Origin of the sequence: Streptomyces sp. Ag109_G2-15 (genome assembly GCF_900215565.1) — a bacterium.
In the GTDB taxonomy this organism is placed as follows: domain Bacteria; phylum Actinomycetota; class Actinomycetes; order Streptomycetales; family Streptomycetaceae; genus Streptomyces; species Streptomyces diastatochromogenes.
Genome location: NZ_OCNI01000001.1, coordinates 5,017,367 through 5,032,924, shown reverse-complemented (window position 1 = coordinate 5,032,924; position 15,558 = coordinate 5,017,367). Strand labels below are relative to the sequence as shown.

The following is a 15,558-nucleotide window of genomic DNA, read 5'->3' as shown; positions in this document are numbered from 1 at the left end:
GGTCCCCTGGCCCTCGCTGGCACGAGGTGCCACCATGGAGACGATCCGGGGACGCCGTTAAGGGCGCCTCGAGATGACTGAAGGAGCCGTTGCCATGACGCAGCTTTCGGCTGCCCAGAACAAGCCTTCCGACGGCAGCAAAGCGCTGTACGGGGGGAAGGGCACCCGCCGCATCACCGTCCGCGACATCGCCCTCGCCAAGGAACGCGGCGAGAAGTGGCCCATGCTCACCGCCTACGACGCGATGACCGCGTCCGTCTTCGACGAGGCCGGGATCCCGGTGATCCTGGTCGGCGACTCCGCGGGCAACTGTCACCTCGGGTACGAGAGCACCGTGCCCGTCACCCTCGACGAGATCAGCATGCTGTCGGCGGCCGTCGTACGCGGCACCCAGCGCTCCCTGATCGTCGGCGACCTGCCCTTCGGCTCGTACCAGGAGGGCCCGGTGCAGGCGCTGCGCTCGGCGACCCGGCTGGTGAAGGAGGCCGGCGTCGGAGCGGTCAAGCTGGAGGGCGGCGAGCGCTCGCACGAGCAGATCCGGCTCCTCGTCGAGTCCGGCATCCCGGTCATGGCCCACATCGGCCTGACCCCGCAGTCCGTGAACGCCATGGGCTACCGCGTCCAGGGCCGCGGCGAGGAGGCGGCCCAGCAGCTGCTGCGCGACGCGAAGGCCGTGCAGGACGCGGGCGCGTTCGCGGTCGTACTGGAGCTGGTCCCGGCGGAGCTGGCGGCCGAGGTGACGCGGGTGCTGCACATCCCGACCGTGGGCATCGGCGCCGGGCCGGAGACGGACGCGCAGGTCCTGGTGTGGACCGACATGCTCGGGCTGACGCCCGGTCGTGTCCCGAAGTTCGTGAAGAAGTACGCGAACCTGCGTGAGGTCATGGGCAACGCGGTGAAGGAGTTCGCGGAGGACGTCGTCGGCGGAACGTTCCCGCTGGAGGAGCACTCCGTCCACTAATCGCTGCCGCTGAGCCATCGCCGCACCATGGACGGCCCGCCGATCATCCCCCGTCGGCGGGCCGTCCCCCTGTCGGCGGTCGCTGTCCCTGGGGGCTGCCGCCCCCAGACCCCCGCTTCGGCCTGAACGGCCTCGTCCTCAAACGCCGGACGGGCTGTTTTTGCTTGTCGGCGCCTTGTAGGTGCTCTGTCGGTGGTTTGTCGGTGGGGCCTGGCATCTTCATGGGCATGACGCGAATCGATGACAACCCCGCCGGCGGGCGCGCCGCCGTGACCGTACGGGGACTGGTCAAGCACTACGGCGAGACCAAGGCACTGGACGGGGTCGACCTGGACGTGCGGGAGGGCACCGTGATGGGGGTGCTCGGGCCGAACGGCGCCGGGAAGACCACCCTCGTACGGATCCTGTCCACGCTGATCACGCCGGACGCCGGACAGGCCACCGTGGCCGGGTACGACGTCGTGCGGCAGCCCCGGCAGCTGCGCCGGGTGATCGGGCTGACCGGGCAGTACGCCTCGGTGGACGAGAAGCTGCCCGGCTGGGAGAACCTGTACATGATCGGGCGACTGCTCGACCTCTCCCGCAAGGACGCCCGTACCCGCGCCGACGAGCTGCTGGAGCGGTTCTCGCTGACGGAGGCCGCGAAGCGCCCGGCGAGCACGTACTCCGGCGGAATGCGGCGGCGGCTGGATCTGGCCGCCTCGATGATCGGGCGGCCTGCCGTCCTCTACCTGGACGAGCCGACCACCGGGCTCGACCCGCGTACCCGCAACGAGGTGTGGGACGAGGTCAAGGCAATGGTCGGTGAGGGGGTCACCGTGCTGCTCACCACCCAGTACATGGAGGAGGCCGAGCAGCTCGCCTCCGAGCTGACCGTCGTGGACCGCGGGAAGGTCATCGCGAACGGCGGCATCGAGGAGCTGAAGGCCAGGGTCGGCGGGCGCACGCTGCGGGTGCGGCCGGTGGACCCGCTGCAGCTGCGGCCGCTCGCCGCCATGCTGGACGAGCTGGGCATCACCGGGCTCGCCGCCACCACCGTGGACCCGGAGACCGGGACGCTGCTGGTGCCGATCCTCAGCGACGAGCAGCTGACCGCCGTGGTCGGCGCGGTCACCGCGCGCGGCATCACGATCTCCTCCATCACCACCGAACTGCCCAGCCTGGACGAGGTGTTCCTGTCGCTCACCGGCCACCGTGCCGGTGCCCCGCAGGACATCACGCCCGCCGACACCCGCGAGGAGGTCGCCGTATGAGCGCCGCCACTCTGACCCCGGCCGCCGCCGCTTCGAAGGGCGACACGCCCATCCCGCTGCGCGCCCACCTGCGCCACACCGGCGCCCTCATCCGCCGCAACCTGCTGTGGATCCGGCAGGACCCGGAGTCGATGTTCGACGCCATCCTGTTCCCGGTCATCTTCACGCTGCTGTTCGTGTACGTCTTCGGCGGCTCCATCGGGCAGTCCCTGGGCGGCGGTCAGGACCAGTACGTGCAGTACGTCGTGCCCGGCCTGATGGCCATGATGGGCATGAACATGGCCCAGGGCGTGGGAACCGGCTTCAACCAGGACTTCAACTCCGGTGTCATGGACCGCTTCCGGTCCCTGCCGATCGGGCGCGGCTCCGTGCTGTTCGCCAAGATCGCGGTGGAGCTGATGCGGATGCTGTTCGCGACCGTCGTGCTGATGATCGTCGCCGTGCTCGTGGGCTTCGACATCACCAACTGGGCGGGGCTGCTCGCCTCCGTGGGCCTGTCCGCGCTGTTCGGCTCGGCCCTGATGTGGGTGTTCCTCACCCTCGGCGTGGTGATGAAGAGCGCGCAGTCGGTGCAGGCCATGGGCTTCCTGGTGCTGATGCCGCTGCAGTTCGGCTCGTCGATCTTCGCGCCGACCGCCTCGATGCCGGGCTGGCTGCGGAACTTCACCGACTACAACCCGCTGTCCGCCCTGGCGGACACCGCGCGCGGCCTGATGGTCGGCGGACCGGTCGCACACGGCCTGTGGGTGACCCTGATCTGGTCGGCCGGCCTCACCGCGGTGATGGCCCCGGTCGCGATCTACAAGTTCCGCACGAAGAGTTGACCTAAGAAGAGCAGAGACACGTTCAACGGCTCACAGCAGGGCGGTGGCCTCCGCGAGGGAGAGGCCACCGCCCGCGGCGTACGCGGCCGCGTACGCGGGGCCGTCGAGCGTCTCGCGGATCCGGGACTCGGTCAGCTCGTACACCCGGCGCTCCATACCGGAGGAGACGTGCTCGGCCGGCAGCAGGGCGTCCGCGGCGGCCAGGCAGCGGGCGGCGTCCGCGGCGCGGGTGCCGCCGTCGAGGCCCGCCAGGGCCATCGCCGCGATGGTGAGGCAGATGGAGCCCAGATGCGGCGTGATCACCTGGGACAGCGGGTCGTCGGCGCGCCGCAGTGCCGTGCGGACGCGGGTCAGGGACTCCTCGGACCGGTGGTCGAGGGCGTCCAGCCAGGCCTCCTGGCTGAGGATCATGACGTCGAAGACGACGAAGTGCGCGATCGTGAACTCCTCGCGCAGCAGCCGGAGTTGCTCACGTGCCTCGGCGGTGCGCCCGGTCAGGCCGAGCCGGCCGGCGAGGAAGAGCCGGGCGGCCGGCATCGCCTCGTTGACGGCGCCCTCCTGGTTGGCGATGACGTCCCGCAGCATGCGCTCGCCGCGTTCGGCGTCGCCCGCCTCCATGAGCACGCTGCCGAGCCGGGCGCGGAGCACGGCCATCTGGGCGCGGGCGCCGAGGCGTTCGGCGTGGACGATGGCCGCCTCGTAGTCGGCGGCGGCCGTGCGGTAGGAGCCCTTGCGTTCGTTGGCCTCGCCGCGTGCGGACAGCGCCTCGGCGATGCCCCACTGGTCGCCGAGGCGCCGGTAGATCTCCAGGGCCTCGTCGGCGTCGCGGGTGGCGTCGCCCGCCCAGGCGGTGCGGTTGGCGAGCAGGTTGGCGCGCATCTGCAGGGCGCCGGCCAGCTCCCACTCGAAGCCGGGGTTGTCCCGGCAGGTCCGAATGGTGGCGTCGGAGATCGTGCGTATCCGGTCCGCGCCGTCGGTGAGGATGACGGCGTAGAACCATATGGCGCCCGGGGCGCGGCAGGTCTGCGGCAGGCCGGGCTCGTAGACCTGGGCCATCGCCCGCAGCTTGGCCTGAGCCTCGGGGGTCTGCCAGGCCTCCATCTCGGTGTCCATGCAGGCGAGATGGGCGAGGTGGACGCCGCGCCGGGCCTCGGCGAGCAGTTCGCCGGTGAACGGGGGCGGGATGTCGGTGCAGCGCTGCCAGACCGGGCGGGCGGGGCGGGCCGGCTCGGCGAACGGGTCGGGGCCGAGGGCCATGGCCTCCTCGCACCAGGTGCGGCACTCGATGCGCAGGTCGCGCATCTGCCAGTACCAGACCAGGGACAGCACCAGGCTGAGCGCCTCCTGCTCGTCGCCGAGGGCGACGGCGTGCCGCAGGGCGGTGCGCAGGTTCTCGTACTCCAGCTGGAACCGGTCGATGGCGGCGCGCTGTTCGCCGCCGCGCAGCAACGGGTCGGTGGTGCGGGCGAGTTCGCGGTAGTACGTCAGATGGGCGCGCTCGGCCTCGGCCCGGCGCCCGGTCTCGTCCAGCCGTTCGGCCGCGTACTCGGCGACGGTCTCCAGCAGCCGGTAGCGCATCCCGCCGTCCGCCGCCGGGGAGGCCACCACCAGGGACTTGTCGACCAAGGAGCCGAGCGCGTCCAGGGCGGCCGGGCCGCACACGCCCTCGGCGGCGGCCAGGTCGCAGCCGCCCGCGAAGAGCGACAGGCGGGACAGGACGTCCCGTTCGTCCGCGTCGAGCAGGTCCCAGGACCAGTCCACGACGGCGCGCAGGGTCTGCTGGCGGGGCAGCACGGTGCGGCTGCCGCTGGTGAGCAGCCGGAAGCGGTCGTCCAGCCGGCCGGCTATCTGGCGCGGGGTCAGCATGCGCAGGCGGGCGGCCGCCAGCTCGATCGCGAGGGGCAGCCCGTCGAGCCGGCGGCAGATCTCGGCACAGGCCTCGGGGTCGTCCTCCAGACGGAATCCGGGCCGGGCCGCCGCACCCCGGTCGGCGAGCAGCCGCAGCGCGACCGGTTCGGGCAGCGGCTCCACGGGCCGTACCAACTCCCCCGGCACACCGAGCGGTTCACGGCTGGTGGCGAGCACGGTCAGCTGCGGGCAGCGGGCCAGCAGCCGCTCGGCCAGCCGCGCGGCCGCCTCGACGACGTGCTCGCAGTTGTCGAGGATCAGCACCATGCGGCGGCGGGCGCAGTACTCCACGAGCCGGTCGGCCGGGTCGTCCACGTCGGTCATCGCGCGCATGGCCTCGACACCGGCGCCGTGCAGCACGGTCTCGCGGGCGCCGATCGCGGTCAGCACGGCCTGCGCTACGGCGTCCGGGTCGTCCACGGGCGCCAGCTCGGCCAGCCACACCCCGTCCCGGGCGGTGTGCCGTACGGCCTCGGCGGCTTCCTGGGACAGCCGGGTCTTGCCCGCTCCACCGGGCCCGAGCAGGGTGACGAGACGGGCCGCCGCGAGGTCGGCGCCGATGGCCGCGATGTCGGCCTCCCGGCCGACGAAGGAGGTGAGCCGGGCGGGCAGGTTGCCCAGGGCGGCGGGCGGCGCGGGCTGCGGTTCCCGTTCCGCTTCGGTGAGCAACTCGGTATGCAGGGCGCGCAGTTCGGGACCGGGGTCGGAGCCGAGCCGGTCCGCGAGGAGCTGTCGTACGTCCTCGTAGGCGGCCAGTGCCTGGGCCGGGCGGCCCGCGTCGCGCAGCGCGCGCAGCCGCAGCGCCTGGAGCGGCTCGTCCAGGGGATGGGCGTCGCACAGCGCGGCCAGCTCCGGCAGGGACTGCTCGGCGTGGCCGAGGGCGAGGGCGGCGGTGTGCCGGGCGCGCAGGGCGTCCAGGCGGCGGGTCTCCCAGCGGGCCGCGTCGGCGGTGTGGTCGGGCAGGTCGGCGAGGGCGGGGCCGTGCCACAGGGCGAGCGCGTCGTCCAGGACGGCGGCGGCCTTGGCCGGGTCCCCGTCGGCCAGGGCGACGAGGCCCTCGCCGGTCAGCCGGTCGAACCGGGTGAGGTCGATGTCGTCGGGGGCGGCGGCGAGCCGGTAGCCGCCCTCGGCGGAGGCCACCGCGTCGGCGCCGAGGGCCCTGCGCAGCCGGCCGACCAGCGCCTGCAGCGCGCCCGTGGCGTCGGCGGGCGGCTCAGCACCCCACACCTCGTCCACCAGCAGATCGGTCGGCACGGTCCGGCCGGCCCGCAGCGCGAGCACGCTCAGCAGGGCACGCAGCCGCGCCCCGCCGACCGGGACTGGCGTGCCGTCGGGGCGGAGGGCCTGGGTGGGGCCGAGGAGGCGGTAGCGCACGGGGTTCATTGTCTCCGGAGGGGGCAGGACGGGTCACCGGGTTCGGGCGGCGCGCCGCCCGGGACCTCCCGGGTCGTCCGGGACCTCCAGGGTGACGAGGGCGCCGACGGCGCGGCGGACGCGGTACGGCACCTTGCGCGGTGGCTGCTCCTCCTCCTCGAAGTCGCCGAACCACTTCGGACAGCTGTCGACGGGCTCCAGGGTCCGTGCGCCGGGCACCGGCTCCAGCTTGCGCCCGGTCGCCCGGAAGACCACCGTGCCGGGCTTCAGGTCGGCCAGTACGGCGGGTTCGTCGGCGCGCGGGTCGTGGTGGGCCGAGTACTCCTGGTGCACGACGTCGATGGAGCGGACATGGCCGACGGCCTTGTGCTTCGGGCCGCCATGGTTCTCCACCCAGGCCTCGGCGCCCTGCCAGTGACCGTTCCCGGCCTCCTCCCCGTCGACGGCGACCAGCCGCCAGCCGACCTCCTGGCCCACGCTGAACGGCTTGCCGCAGCACTCCATCTGCCAGTCCTCGTAGAACACCCTCATCAGTGCCATTCCCCCACCCTCCAGGAACCGGACGGCCATCGCGAGACGTTTTCCCGGTGAGTCCCCGGCCGGTACGGTCGGCCTCCCGACCGTACTTGCCCACAGGAGCCGCTCATGACGACCGCCACCACCCGCAGCGGCGAACGCCGGATCAGTCCCGTCTTCCTCGGGATCCTGGCCGTCACGGCGGTGACCGGCTGGGCCACCTGGTCGGGGTTCGCCGAGCAGCCGGGCATCGCGGTGTTCCTGTTCGTGACGGCGGCCTGGATCGTCTCCCTGTGCCTGCACGAGTACGCACACGCGCGCACCGCCCTGCACAGCGGGGACATCACGGTCGGCGCGAAGGGCTACCTCACGCTGAACCCGCTGAAGTACACGCACGCGCTGCTGAGCATCGTGCTCCCGGTGCTGTTCGTGATCATGGGCGGCATCGGCCTGCCGGGCGGCGCGGTCTTCATCGAGCGGGGCCGCATCAGAGGCCGCTGGCGGCACAGCCTGATCTCGGCGGCGGGCCCGCTGACGAACGTGCTGTTCGCGGCGGTGTGCACGGCGCCCTTCTGGCTGCACGCCCTGGACGGCGTGCCCCTCGTCTTCCGGTACGCGCTGGCGTTCCTCGCCCTGCTCCAGGTGACGGCGGCGATCCTGAACTTCCTGCCGGTGCCGGGCCTGGACGGCTACGGCGTGATCGAGCCGTGGCTGTCGTACAGCGTGAAGCGGCAGGTGGAGCCGTTCGCTCCGTTCGGGCTGCTGTTCGTGTTCGCGCTGCTGTGGGTGCCGTCGGTGAACATCGCGTTCTTCGACGCGATCGACGCGATCCTGCGCGGGCTGAGTGTCGACGACTTCTCCCAAGCCTGCGGCCACGAGCTCTACCGCTTCTGGCGCGACAGCCCGGACGTCTGCATCAACCCGTGACGGACTTGCCCTGCGCCGCGGTGGCCCGGCCGCGCTTGACGTAGTACCAGGTCATGTTGGACGACAGGCCCGCCAGCAGCACCCAGACGATCCCCAGCCAGCTGCCCTGGACGAACGAGACGACCGCGGCGGCCACGGCGAGGAGGCAGACGATCAGGGTGTAGAGAGCGATGCGGGGCATGGGGGTCGGCTCCTTGCGGGGGACACTGCTACGACGACCAGTGTCCCCCATGCCCTCAGACGTCCGTGACGCGGAGCCCGGCGTGTGCCTTGTACCGGCGGTTGACGGAGATCAGGTTCGCGACCAGCGACTCGACCTGGTGGGCGTTGCGCAGGCGGCCCGCGAAGATGCCGCGCATACCGGGGATGCGCCCGGCCAGCGCCTGGACGATCTCCACGTCGGCGCGGGCCTCGCCCAGCACCATCACATCGGTGTCGATCTCCTCGATCTCCGGGTCCTGGAGCAGCACGGCCGACAGATGGTGGAAGGCGGCGGCGACCCGGGAGTCCGGCAGCAGGGCGGCGGCCTGCTCGGCGGCGCTGCCCTCCTCCGGCTTCAGCGCGTAGGCGCCCTGCTTGTCGAAGCCCAGCGGGTTCACGCAGTCGACGACGAGCTTGCCGGCCAGCTCCTCGCGCAGCGACTCCAGCGTCTTGCCGTGGCCGTCCCACGGTACGGCGACGATCACGATGTCGCTGCGGCGCGCGGTCTCGGCGTTGTCGGCGCCCTCGACGCCGTACCCCAGCTCGTCGGCGGCGGCCTGGGCGCGCTCGGCGGCCCGCGAGCCGATGATCACCTTCTGGCCGGCCCGGGCGAGCCGGTAGGCGAGGCCCTTGCCCTGCGGGCCGGTGCCGCCGAGCACGCCGACGACCAGCCCGGAGACGTCGGGCAGGTCCCAGGGGTCCTTGGCGGGGGCCTTCGCGGGAGTCTGTGCGCTGTCGGTAGAGGTCATGGGCCGACTCTACGTCCGTGGGGCGTACGGCACCGGGTCAGGTGAGCCGCGTCACGGGCACCCGGCGGAAGGTGATGGTCTCGTAGGCGCTGAAGTCCCCTGTCTCGTAGAGGAGTCCGACCGTGCCCCGGTCGACGCGGACCAGGTCGGAGTAGGCGGCGGGCAGTCCGTCCACGGAGAGGGCCTTGCGCCAGGTGGTGCCGCCGTCGCCGGAGGCGCGCAGGGTCATCAGGGCGCGGGCGGCGGGGTCGGCCGGGGCGGAGAAGAGGAGCAGGTCGGGGTCGCGGAGCTGCAGGACGGAGGCCTCGCAGACCGGGGCGGTGAGGCCGGCCTGCGGCCGGAAGGGCTTGACCAGCGTCCTCCCGCCGTCCTTGGAGTGGGCGTCGGCGCGGTTGCCGGGCGCGGGCGAGTCGTTGCGGGTGTTGAAGTAGACGCGGCCGTCGGGGAGTTCGGCGGCGGTGGTCTCGTTGACGTTGATGTAGCCGTCGGTGTTCTCGTCCAGGTAGCCGAGGTACCAGGTCTCGCCGCGGTCGTCGCTGAGCAGGCAGTGGCCGCTGTTGTACTTGGCCTCGGCGCCGGTGTCGGTGCCGGTGGGCGGCAGGGTGTGGTTGCCGGGGACGAGCACGCGGCCGCTGCTCAGTTGCAGGCCGTGCCCGGGGGTGGTGGCGTACCAGCGCCAGCCGGGCTTCTTCACCTGCGCGGTGATCTCTCTCGGCTTGGACCAGGTCGCGCCCTCGTCGTCGCTGTGCTGCACCCACACCCGGCGGCCGTCGGCGTCGTTGACCTGGCCGCGCAGGATGGCGGCCTCGGTGGCGCCGGCCGCGGCACGGACGTGCACGAGCAGGATCCGGCCGGTGTCGAGGACGACGGGGGCGGGGTTGCCGGCGAGGTTCTTCCCGTTGCTCGCGGCGACCCGCAGCGGGCCCCAGGTGCGGCCGCCGTCCGTGGACCGCTTCAGCACGATGTCGATGTGCCCGTGGTCGGCGGCGGAGTCGACCCGGCCTTCGCAGAAGGCGAGCAGCGCGCCTTTGCGTGTGGCTACGACGGCCGGGATGCGGAAGCTGGCATAGCCCTCTTGGCCGGCGCGGAAGGGGACGGTCACGTCGGTCATCTGGCGGCTCCTCACACGGACGGGTTCGGCCGTGAATTTCCCCAGGTTGGGCGAATTCGGGGTGAACTTCGCGTCACGAGTGACCGGTTGGGGCAGGATGCGGTCGCATGGACGCCGTACGGGTCGCGCTGCTGCGCGAAGTGCTCGCCGGGACCGAGTGGTTGGGGGCCACGCGGCGGTTCGCGGGGGTGCTGCGCGGGTCCGTGGTGGCGCACGGGGGCGGGCTGCTGCTGGTGGGCACGCCCGAGTACGAGCCCTGGCATCTGGCCGCGCACCTGGTGGACGAGGCGGCCTGGTCCGGCACCCCTGAGCTGGCGCCCACGCTGGTACGACACCACGCGCGGCCCTCCGATCCCGCGCACCTCGCTGTCGGACCCGGCCGGATCGAGGAGGCGCGGCGCGGCGAGACCCTGCTCGTGGTCGCACCTGAGGAGCCCGCGGAGCTGCTGGAACGGGTCCATGCGGCGCGGCGGGCCGGGGTGACGGTGCTGGCGCTGGGCGCGGGCGGGAGCGAGCTGTCCGCGATGGCCCACGACACGCTGGCCGTACCCGAGGGGGCGGAACTGGACCTCGACAGCGTGCAGCACCTGGTGAGCGCGGCGGCAGGCGAAAACGGGGGCTCTCCGAGGGTTCGGCGGGGGTTCCGGGACCGTCTGTCGAGGCTGGCGGAGATTCTGACGGCACCGCCGGCTGCCCCTTGGTGACTTTCCCACGTTTTCAGCCGACCGAGACGGGTGGGTGGTGGGAAACGGGGTCCGGGGCGGAGCCCCGGGCGGTGCCTGCAGAAAAGCAGTTGCCCTGTACTTCCGTCGAGCAGAGCATGCCCCCGTGGCCCAAGCTCTCCTCCCCGACCTCGCCCCCTGGAAGGCCTCCGCCGACTTCCGCAGACTCTGGGCATCCGGTCTGATCAGCAACTTCGGCAGCTTCCTGACCTTCGTCGCACTACCGGTCCAGCTGAAGGACCTCACCGGCTCGGCGGCGGCCGTGGGCGCGATCGGCGCCGTAGAGCTGATCCCCCTGATCGTCTTCGGCCTGTACGGCGGCGCCCTGGCCGACGCCCTCGACAAGCGGCAGCTGATCGTGTGGACGGAGGCCGGCCAGGGCCTGCTCAGCGCCGCCCTGCTGCTGAACGCCCTGCTGCCCCACCCCGCCGTATGGCCGCTGTACGTGATCGCGGCCCTCTCCTCCGCCCTGGTCTCGGTACAGCGCCCCGCCCTGGACTCCCTGCTCCCCCGGATCGTCGCCCACGACCACCTGCCCGCCGCGTCCTCCTTGAACTCCCTGCGCTGGACGGTCGGCGGAGTGGCCGGCCCGGCGGTCGCGGGCGTCGTCGTCGCCTACGCGGGCCTCGGCTGGGCCTACGCCGCCGACCTGCTGACCTTCGCCATGTCCCTGGCGTACATCGTCCGCATCGCCCCCTCCCCCGCCTCCTACGAGGCCGCGAAGCCGGACCTGCGGGCGATCGCCGAGGGCGCCCGCTACGCCTGGAGCCGCAAGGAACTCCTCGGCACCTACGTCGTCGACCTCGCCGCGATGTTCCTGGCCATGCCGCTCGCCGTCCTGCCGTTCCTCGCCGACGAGCTGCACGCCGAGTGGGCGCTCGGCCTGATGTACGCGACCGTCCCCCTGGGCGCGATGGTGGTCGGCCTGACCAGTGGCTGGGCCTCCCGGGTGCACCGGCACGGCCGCATGGTGGTGCTGGCGGCCGCACTGTGGGGCGTGGCGATCGCGGTCGCCGGGGTCGTGGGCAACGTGTGGCTGGTGCTGCTGCTCCTGACCGTCGCCGGCGGCTGCGACATGGTCAGCGGGGTCTTCCGGGCCGCGATGTGGAACCAGACGATCCCCGACGAGCTGCGCGGCCGCCTCGCCGGCATCGAGCTGCTGTCGTACTCGGTGGGCCCGCAGCTGGGCCAGGTCCGCTCCGGCACGGTCGCCGGTTGGGCGGGCGTACGGACGTCCGTGTGGTCGGGCGGACTGCTGTGCGTGGGCGCGATGGGCCTGCTGGCGCTGTGTCTGCCGGGGCTGATGACCTACGACGCCCGGACCAACGAGCACGCGGTACGGCTGCGCGAGCAGCGCTCCGCCACCGCACCCACGCAGGTGTGATCAGTCCTGGTCGGCGTCCTCGTCACCGCGCGCGGAGGCGTCGTGCCAGCGGGGGTCGGTCTCCCACTCGAGGTTGCGCTCGGCCGCGGTCTCCATCGCGCGCTGGGCCTCCTCCGGAGAGGCGTACGGCCCGAAGCGGTCCTTGCCCGGGCACTCCGGGCCCTCCTCGACCTTCTTGTGCTCCAGGCAGTAGTACCACTCACCCGGCTTGCCGACGGTGCGCTTCTTGAACAGGGGCATGAACAAGCTCCTCTCACCACGGACATGTTCCCCCATGCCCGCTGGTTAGACTCGCTGGCATGTCTGGCCAGTCGCTGCTCGTACCAGGGGAGCTGTCCCCCACCCGTTCGGTACCCGGAAACATCCGCCGCCCCGAGTACGTCGGAAAGCCCGCGCCGACGCCGTACACCGGACCGGAGGTGCAGACCCCGGAAACGGTCGAGGCGATGCGCGTCGCCGGCCGGATCGCCGCGCAGGCGATGGCGGAGGCCGCGAAGATCATCGCGCCGGGCGTGACCACCGACCAGCTGGACGAGGTCGCCCACGCGTACATGTGCGACCACGGCGCCTATCCGTCCACGCTCGGCTACCGCGGCTTCCCGAAGTCGCTGTGCACCAGCGTCAACGAGGTCATCTGCCACGGCATCCCGGACTCGACGGTGCTCAGGGACGGCGACATCGTCAACCTGGACGTGACCGCGTACATCGGCGGGGTGCACGGCGACAACAACGCCACCTACCTCGTCGGTGACGTGGACGAGGAGTCGCGGCTGCTGGTGGAGCGGACCCGGGAGTCCCTCGACCGGGCGATCAAGGCGGTCAAGCCGGGCCGGCAGATCAACATCATCGGCCGGGTCATCGAGTCGTACGCCAAGCGCTTCGGCTACGGGGTCGTACGGGACTTCACCGGGCACGGCATCAGCTCGTCGTTCCACTCGGGCCTGATCATCCCGCACTACGACAGCCCGCACGCGACGACCGTGATGCAGCCCGGCATGACCTTCACCATCGAGCCGATGCTGACGCTGGGCACGCACGAGTACGACATGTGGGACGACGGCTGGACGGTCGTGACCAAGGACCGCAAGCGGACGGCCCAGTTCGAGCACACGCTGGTCGTGACGGACACGGGTGCGGAGATCCTCACCCTGCCGTAACCGCCACCGCCCTCCCGCAGCCCGCCCTGACGCCCAGGGCGGGCTTTTTTCTGCCTTTTTCTGCCCGGTCCCGTCTGCTGATGTTTTTCCGACAGCCTGTCGGTAAACTTACCGACAGCAGGTCGGCAAACCGAGGAGAGTCCATGGAGTCGTTCTCGACCCTCATCCGCACGGCGTCCCATGAGCAGCACGTGGAGGCGGAGACCTCGACGTTCATGAGCGACCTGCTCGGCGGCCGGCTGGGCGTGAGCGCGTACGCCCGCTACACCGAGCAGCTGTGGTTCGTGTACGAGGCGCTGGAGAACGCGGCCGGGCGGCTGGCGGCGGATCCGGTGGCGGGGCCGTTCGTACGCCCCGAGCTGTTCCGGCTGGCCGCGCTGGAGCGGGACCTCGCGCATCTGCGGGGGTCCGGGTGGCGGGCGGAAGTGAGCGCGCTCCCGGCGACGCGGGCGTACGCGGACCGGGTGCGGGAGTGCGCCGAGCGCTGGCCGGGCGGGTACGTCGCCCATCACTACACCCGCTACCTCGGCGATCTCTCCGGCGGGCAGATCATCCGCGACAGGGCGGAGAAGACGTGGGGCTTCGCCAGGAAGGGCGACGGGGTCCGCTTCTATGTGTTCGAGCAGATCTCCAACCCGGCCGCGTTCAAGCGGGGTTACCGGGAGCTGCTGGACGGGGTCGCCGTGGACGACCTGGAGAAGCAGCGGATCGTGGCGGAGTGCAAGCGGGCGTTCGCCCTGAACACGGAGGTCTTCCGGGCGTTGGGCGAGGAGTTCCCCCTGTCCGCGTGACCGCCCCGCTGGGGGCTGCCCTACCGCTCCAGGAAGACCCGCCCCCCGATCTCCACCCATCCGTACGGCTGAGGCGCGGTCAGGATCTGGGAGCCCTTGCCCTGCGTGATGTTCAGCGCCCGGCCCAGCTGGTCGGTGAGGAGCAGGGCCGCCGCGCCGGTCGCCTCGTCCTCGTCGATGCCGTCGTCACGGCCGGGGAAGGCGCGGGCGCGGATCCGGCCGGCCGCCTCGTCCTCCCAGGCCCAGGCATAGACCCACTCGCCGGGCGGCGGCACGTCGAGGGCGTCGACCTGGGCTGCGGTCGGGTACTGGCGCAGGGTGCGCGGCGGGGCCCACTCCGCGCGGGCCTCGATCCAGCTGAACTCGCCGTCCAGCCGGGCGCCCACGACCCCGGCGGGCGTGACCAGTTCGGGGACGTCCAGCAGCCAGGCCGCGCCGACGCAGGGGTGGCCGGCGAAGGGCAGGCGCAGGGTGGGGGTGTAGATGTCGATGACGCCGCGCTCGGGGTCGTCCACGAACACGGTCTCACTGAAGCCGAGCTTGGCGGCGAGCGCCTGCCGGTCACTCCGCTCGGGCACGACCGAGCCGTCGCGGACGACACCGAGTTCGTTGCCGTAGCCGCCGTTCGGTGCACAGAACACGCGGAGTACGTCGTAATCAGTCACTCCGGAATTGAAACATCGCGGCACCGGCGAGCGCGTCCCGGGCAGGAGCGCCGCCGGGGAGGGGCCAGGAGCGGGTGGGGGCAGGCTCGTACGGCAGGTCCGCCAGGGCGTCGCCGTAGCCCTCTTCCATGAGTGCCCGATGGCGCGCGGCACCGGGGTCGCGGCGCGTCGCCAGCCACTCCCTGTCGCGCTCGCGCTGCTCGGTCATCGCCTCGGCCCGACTGCGCCACTGCGCCTCATCGGGCACCTGGGTGAGCACCACGCACTGCGGCGTCCCGCCCTCCGCGAGCACGGCCACCGCGCGGTCGTGGCCGTCGAGGATCACCCAGCCGTCGAGGAACGACACCCACCACAGCAGGACGGGCGCAAGCGTGCCCTCGCGGGCGTGCTTGCGGTACGACATCACCCTCGGGGCGTCGGGCGGTGAGAGTTCGCGCAGGGGCAGGATGCCGTGCCAGCCGCCCCCGCAGTAGAGCTCCAGGCTGCCGGTGGGCCAGTCGCGGACGAAGTCCACAGTCCAGATCGGCAGGGCGAAGGCGGTCCGTAAGCAGAGTTCCCAGCGCCCGTCATACAGCGGGCTCTGCGGGGCGTCCTCCAGCCAACGTGCGTACTGGTGCGTCCAGTTGACGGACGAGCGCAGCTCCGTGGCGCGGAGGGGCGGCAGGGGCGAGCGGTAGCCGTCGAGGCGGTGCAGGCGGAGGTCGAAGCAGCAGCCTTCACCGTCCATCCTGCCGAGCAGGAGCGTCCGTTCCCCCTGCCGCAGCAGCTTCAGCCGCCCGTCGTCGGTGGTCTCGAAGCGCAACGGCGGCGGGCCGGGCCGGCCCTGCACGTCCAACACCAGCCGCCCCGCCCCGAGCAGTTCCCTGCGCACCCTGGTCATGCGGGCATTCTCAGGGAGCCACTCCCCCACCCGGCAACGGGATTACGCCCCCAGTAGCCCTGCGCCAACCGCATCCTCTTGACCTTTCCTTTACCATCTCTTGGGATCTGTTTTGAGCCGTCGAAATCAAGCCGT

16 protein-coding genes are annotated in these 15,558 nt (G+C 72.1%); 8 read left to right on the top strand and 8 right to left on the bottom strand.

The genetic code is table 11. The features are described 5' to 3' along the window. The first annotated feature begins 94 nt into the window (after positions 1 to 94). From panB to CRP49_RS22580, 3 genes are all read left to right on the top strand, one after another. Positions 95 to 961: a 3-methyl-2-oxobutanoate hydroxymethyltransferase gene (panB, locus tag CRP49_RS22590; protein ID WP_097255034.1), complete on the top strand. Its 867-nt coding sequence runs from the start codon at positions 95 to 97 to the stop codon at positions 959 to 961. Between the two features lie 227 nt (positions 962 to 1,188). Next, the gene (locus CRP49_RS22585) at positions 1,189 to 2,214 is read left to right on the top strand and encodes an ATP-binding cassette domain-containing protein (protein WP_179851720.1); all 1,026 of its coding nucleotides are present in this window, start codon (positions 1,189 to 1,191) and stop codon (positions 2,212 to 2,214) included. Beyond that, a complete protein-coding gene (locus tag CRP49_RS22580; protein WP_179851719.1) occupies positions 2,211 to 3,038 on the top strand; it encodes an ABC transporter permease in 828 nt (275 codons plus the stop codon). The genes CRP49_RS22585 and CRP49_RS22580 overlap by 4 nt, the downstream gene beginning before the upstream one ends. A 30-nt stretch (positions 3,039 to 3,068) precedes the next feature. Here the strand turns inward: CRP49_RS22580 and CRP49_RS22575 are convergent, their stop codons facing one another. Further along, positions 3,069 to 6,329 (bottom strand): BTAD domain-containing putative transcriptional regulator, encoded by a 3,261-nt coding sequence (locus CRP49_RS22575; protein WP_097255032.1) that lies wholly within the window; start codon positions 6,327 to 6,329, stop codon positions 3,069 to 3,071. Between the two features lie 24 nt (positions 6,330 to 6,353). Continuing rightward, positions 6,354 to 6,860, bottom strand: coding sequence for a DUF6578 domain-containing protein (locus CRP49_RS22570; RefSeq protein ID WP_257033466.1), 507 nt, complete (start codon positions 6,858 to 6,860; stop codon positions 6,354 to 6,356). A gap of 105 nt (positions 6,861 to 6,965) precedes the next feature. Between CRP49_RS22570 and CRP49_RS22565 the strand changes: the two genes are divergently transcribed. Beyond that, positions 6,966 to 7,763: a site-2 protease family protein gene (locus tag CRP49_RS22565; RefSeq protein WP_097255030.1), complete on the top strand. Its 798-nt coding sequence runs from the start codon at positions 6,966 to 6,968 to the stop codon at positions 7,761 to 7,763. On the opposite strand, the gene CRP49_RS22560 is transcribed toward CRP49_RS22565, so the two are convergent. From CRP49_RS22560 to CRP49_RS22550, 3 genes are read right to left on the bottom strand one after another with little or no spacing between them, the layout of a single operon-like run. After that, complete coding sequence (locus tag CRP49_RS22560) at positions 7,753 to 7,995, bottom strand: hypothetical protein (protein WP_179851718.1); 243 nt, start codon at positions 7,993 to 7,995, stop codon at positions 7,753 to 7,755. The two genes, CRP49_RS22565 and CRP49_RS22560, sit on opposite strands and share 11 nt — an antisense overlap. A gap of 4 nt (positions 7,996 to 7,999) precedes the next feature. Next, positions 8,000 to 8,713 carry an NADPH-dependent F420 reductase gene (gene npdG / locus CRP49_RS22555; protein ID WP_094218142.1) on the bottom strand — a complete coding sequence of 238 codons (714 nt, stop codon included), beginning with the start codon at positions 8,711 to 8,713 and terminating at the stop codon, positions 8,000 to 8,002. Between the two features lie 37 nt (positions 8,714 to 8,750). Continuing rightward, positions 8,751 to 9,824, bottom strand: coding sequence for an exo-alpha-sialidase (locus CRP49_RS22550; RefSeq protein ID WP_097255029.1), 1,074 nt, complete (start codon positions 9,822 to 9,824; stop codon positions 8,751 to 8,753). A 107-nt stretch (positions 9,825 to 9,931) separates the two neighbouring features. Between CRP49_RS22550 and CRP49_RS22545 the strand changes: the two genes are divergently transcribed. Further along, positions 9,932 to 10,528: a hypothetical protein gene (locus CRP49_RS22545; RefSeq protein WP_097255028.1), complete on the top strand. Its 597-nt coding sequence runs from the start codon at positions 9,932 to 9,934 to the stop codon at positions 10,526 to 10,528. A 124-nt stretch (positions 10,529 to 10,652) separates the two neighbouring features. Next, a complete protein-coding gene (locus CRP49_RS22540; RefSeq protein WP_097255027.1) occupies positions 10,653 to 11,930 on the top strand; it encodes an MFS transporter in 1,278 nt (425 codons plus the stop codon). Here CRP49_RS22540 and CRP49_RS22535 read toward each other — a convergent pair whose 3' ends face one another. Next, on the bottom strand, positions 11,931 to 12,170 hold the full coding sequence (locus CRP49_RS22535) for a hypothetical protein (protein ID WP_179851717.1): 240 nt from the start codon (positions 12,168 to 12,170) through the stop codon (positions 11,931 to 11,933). Between the two features lie 59 nt (positions 12,171 to 12,229). Here CRP49_RS22535 and map point away from each other — a divergent pair, with 59 nt between their 5' ends. After that, complete coding sequence (gene map, locus CRP49_RS22530; RefSeq protein ID WP_097255025.1) at positions 12,230 to 13,087, top strand: type I methionyl aminopeptidase; 858 nt, start codon at positions 12,230 to 12,232, stop codon at positions 13,085 to 13,087. Positions 13,088 to 13,230: 143 nt separating this feature from the next. Further along, on the top strand, positions 13,231 to 13,878 hold the full coding sequence (locus tag CRP49_RS22525; protein WP_097255024.1) for a heme oxygenase (biliverdin-producing): 648 nt from the start codon (positions 13,231 to 13,233) through the stop codon (positions 13,876 to 13,878). 20 nt (positions 13,879 to 13,898) lie between these two features. Here the strand turns inward: CRP49_RS22525 and CRP49_RS22520 are convergent, their stop codons facing one another. Beyond that, on the bottom strand, positions 13,899 to 14,543 hold the full coding sequence (locus CRP49_RS22520) for a PhzF family phenazine biosynthesis protein (protein ID WP_097255023.1): 645 nt from the start codon (positions 14,541 to 14,543) through the stop codon (positions 13,899 to 13,901). Beyond that, entirely contained in the window at positions 14,536 to 15,423 is an 888-nt protein-coding gene (locus CRP49_RS22515) for a hypothetical protein (RefSeq protein WP_097255022.1), read from the bottom strand. The genes CRP49_RS22520 and CRP49_RS22515 overlap by 8 nt, the downstream gene beginning before the upstream one ends. Positions 15,424 to 15,558: the final 135 nt, after the last annotated feature.

Bases quoted from the DNA above. Each gene is read 5' to 3' on its own strand.
- CRP49_RS22545 (WP_097255028.1), top strand. From the start codon at position 9,932: ATGGACGCCGTACGGGTCGCGCTGCTGCGCGAAGTGCTCGCCGGGACC.
- map (WP_097255025.1), top strand. From the start codon at position 12,230: ATGTCTGGCCAGTCGCTGCTCGTACCAGGGGAGCTGTCCCCCACCCGT.
- CRP49_RS22580 (WP_179851719.1), top strand. From the start codon at position 2,211: ATGAGCGCCGCCACTCTGACCCCGGCCGCCGCCGCTTCGAAGGGCGAC.
- panB (WP_097255034.1), top strand. From the start codon at position 95: ATGACGCAGCTTTCGGCTGCCCAGAACAAGCCTTCCGACGGCAGCAAA.
- CRP49_RS22535 (WP_179851717.1), bottom strand. From the start codon at position 12,170: ATGCCCCTGTTCAAGAAGCGCACCGTCGGCAAGCCGGGTGAGTGGTAC.
- CRP49_RS22575 (WP_097255032.1), bottom strand. From the start codon at position 6,329: ATGAACCCCGTGCGCTACCGCCTCCTCGGCCCCACCCAGGCCCTCCGC.
- CRP49_RS22525 (WP_097255024.1), top strand. From the start codon at position 13,231: ATGGAGTCGTTCTCGACCCTCATCCGCACGGCGTCCCATGAGCAGCAC.
- CRP49_RS22560 (WP_179851718.1), bottom strand. From the start codon at position 7,995: ATGGGGGACACTGGTCGTCGTAGCAGTGTCCCCCGCAAGGAGCCGACC.
- CRP49_RS22585 (WP_179851720.1), top strand. From the start codon at position 1,189: ATGACGCGAATCGATGACAACCCCGCCGGCGGGCGCGCCGCCGTGACC.
- CRP49_RS22570 (WP_257033466.1), bottom strand. From the start codon at position 6,860: ATGGCACTGATGAGGGTGTTCTACGAGGACTGGCAGATGGAGTGCTGC.
- CRP49_RS22565 (WP_097255030.1), top strand. From the start codon at position 6,966: ATGACGACCGCCACCACCCGCAGCGGCGAACGCCGGATCAGTCCCGTC.
- CRP49_RS22550 (WP_097255029.1), bottom strand. From the start codon at position 9,824: ATGACCGACGTGACCGTCCCCTTCCGCGCCGGCCAAGAGGGCTATGCC.
- npdG (WP_094218142.1), bottom strand. From the start codon at position 8,713: ATGACCTCTACCGACAGCGCACAGACTCCCGCGAAGGCCCCCGCCAAG.
- CRP49_RS22515 (WP_097255022.1), bottom strand. From the start codon at position 15,423: ATGACCAGGGTGCGCAGGGAACTGCTCGGGGCGGGGCGGCTGGTGTTG.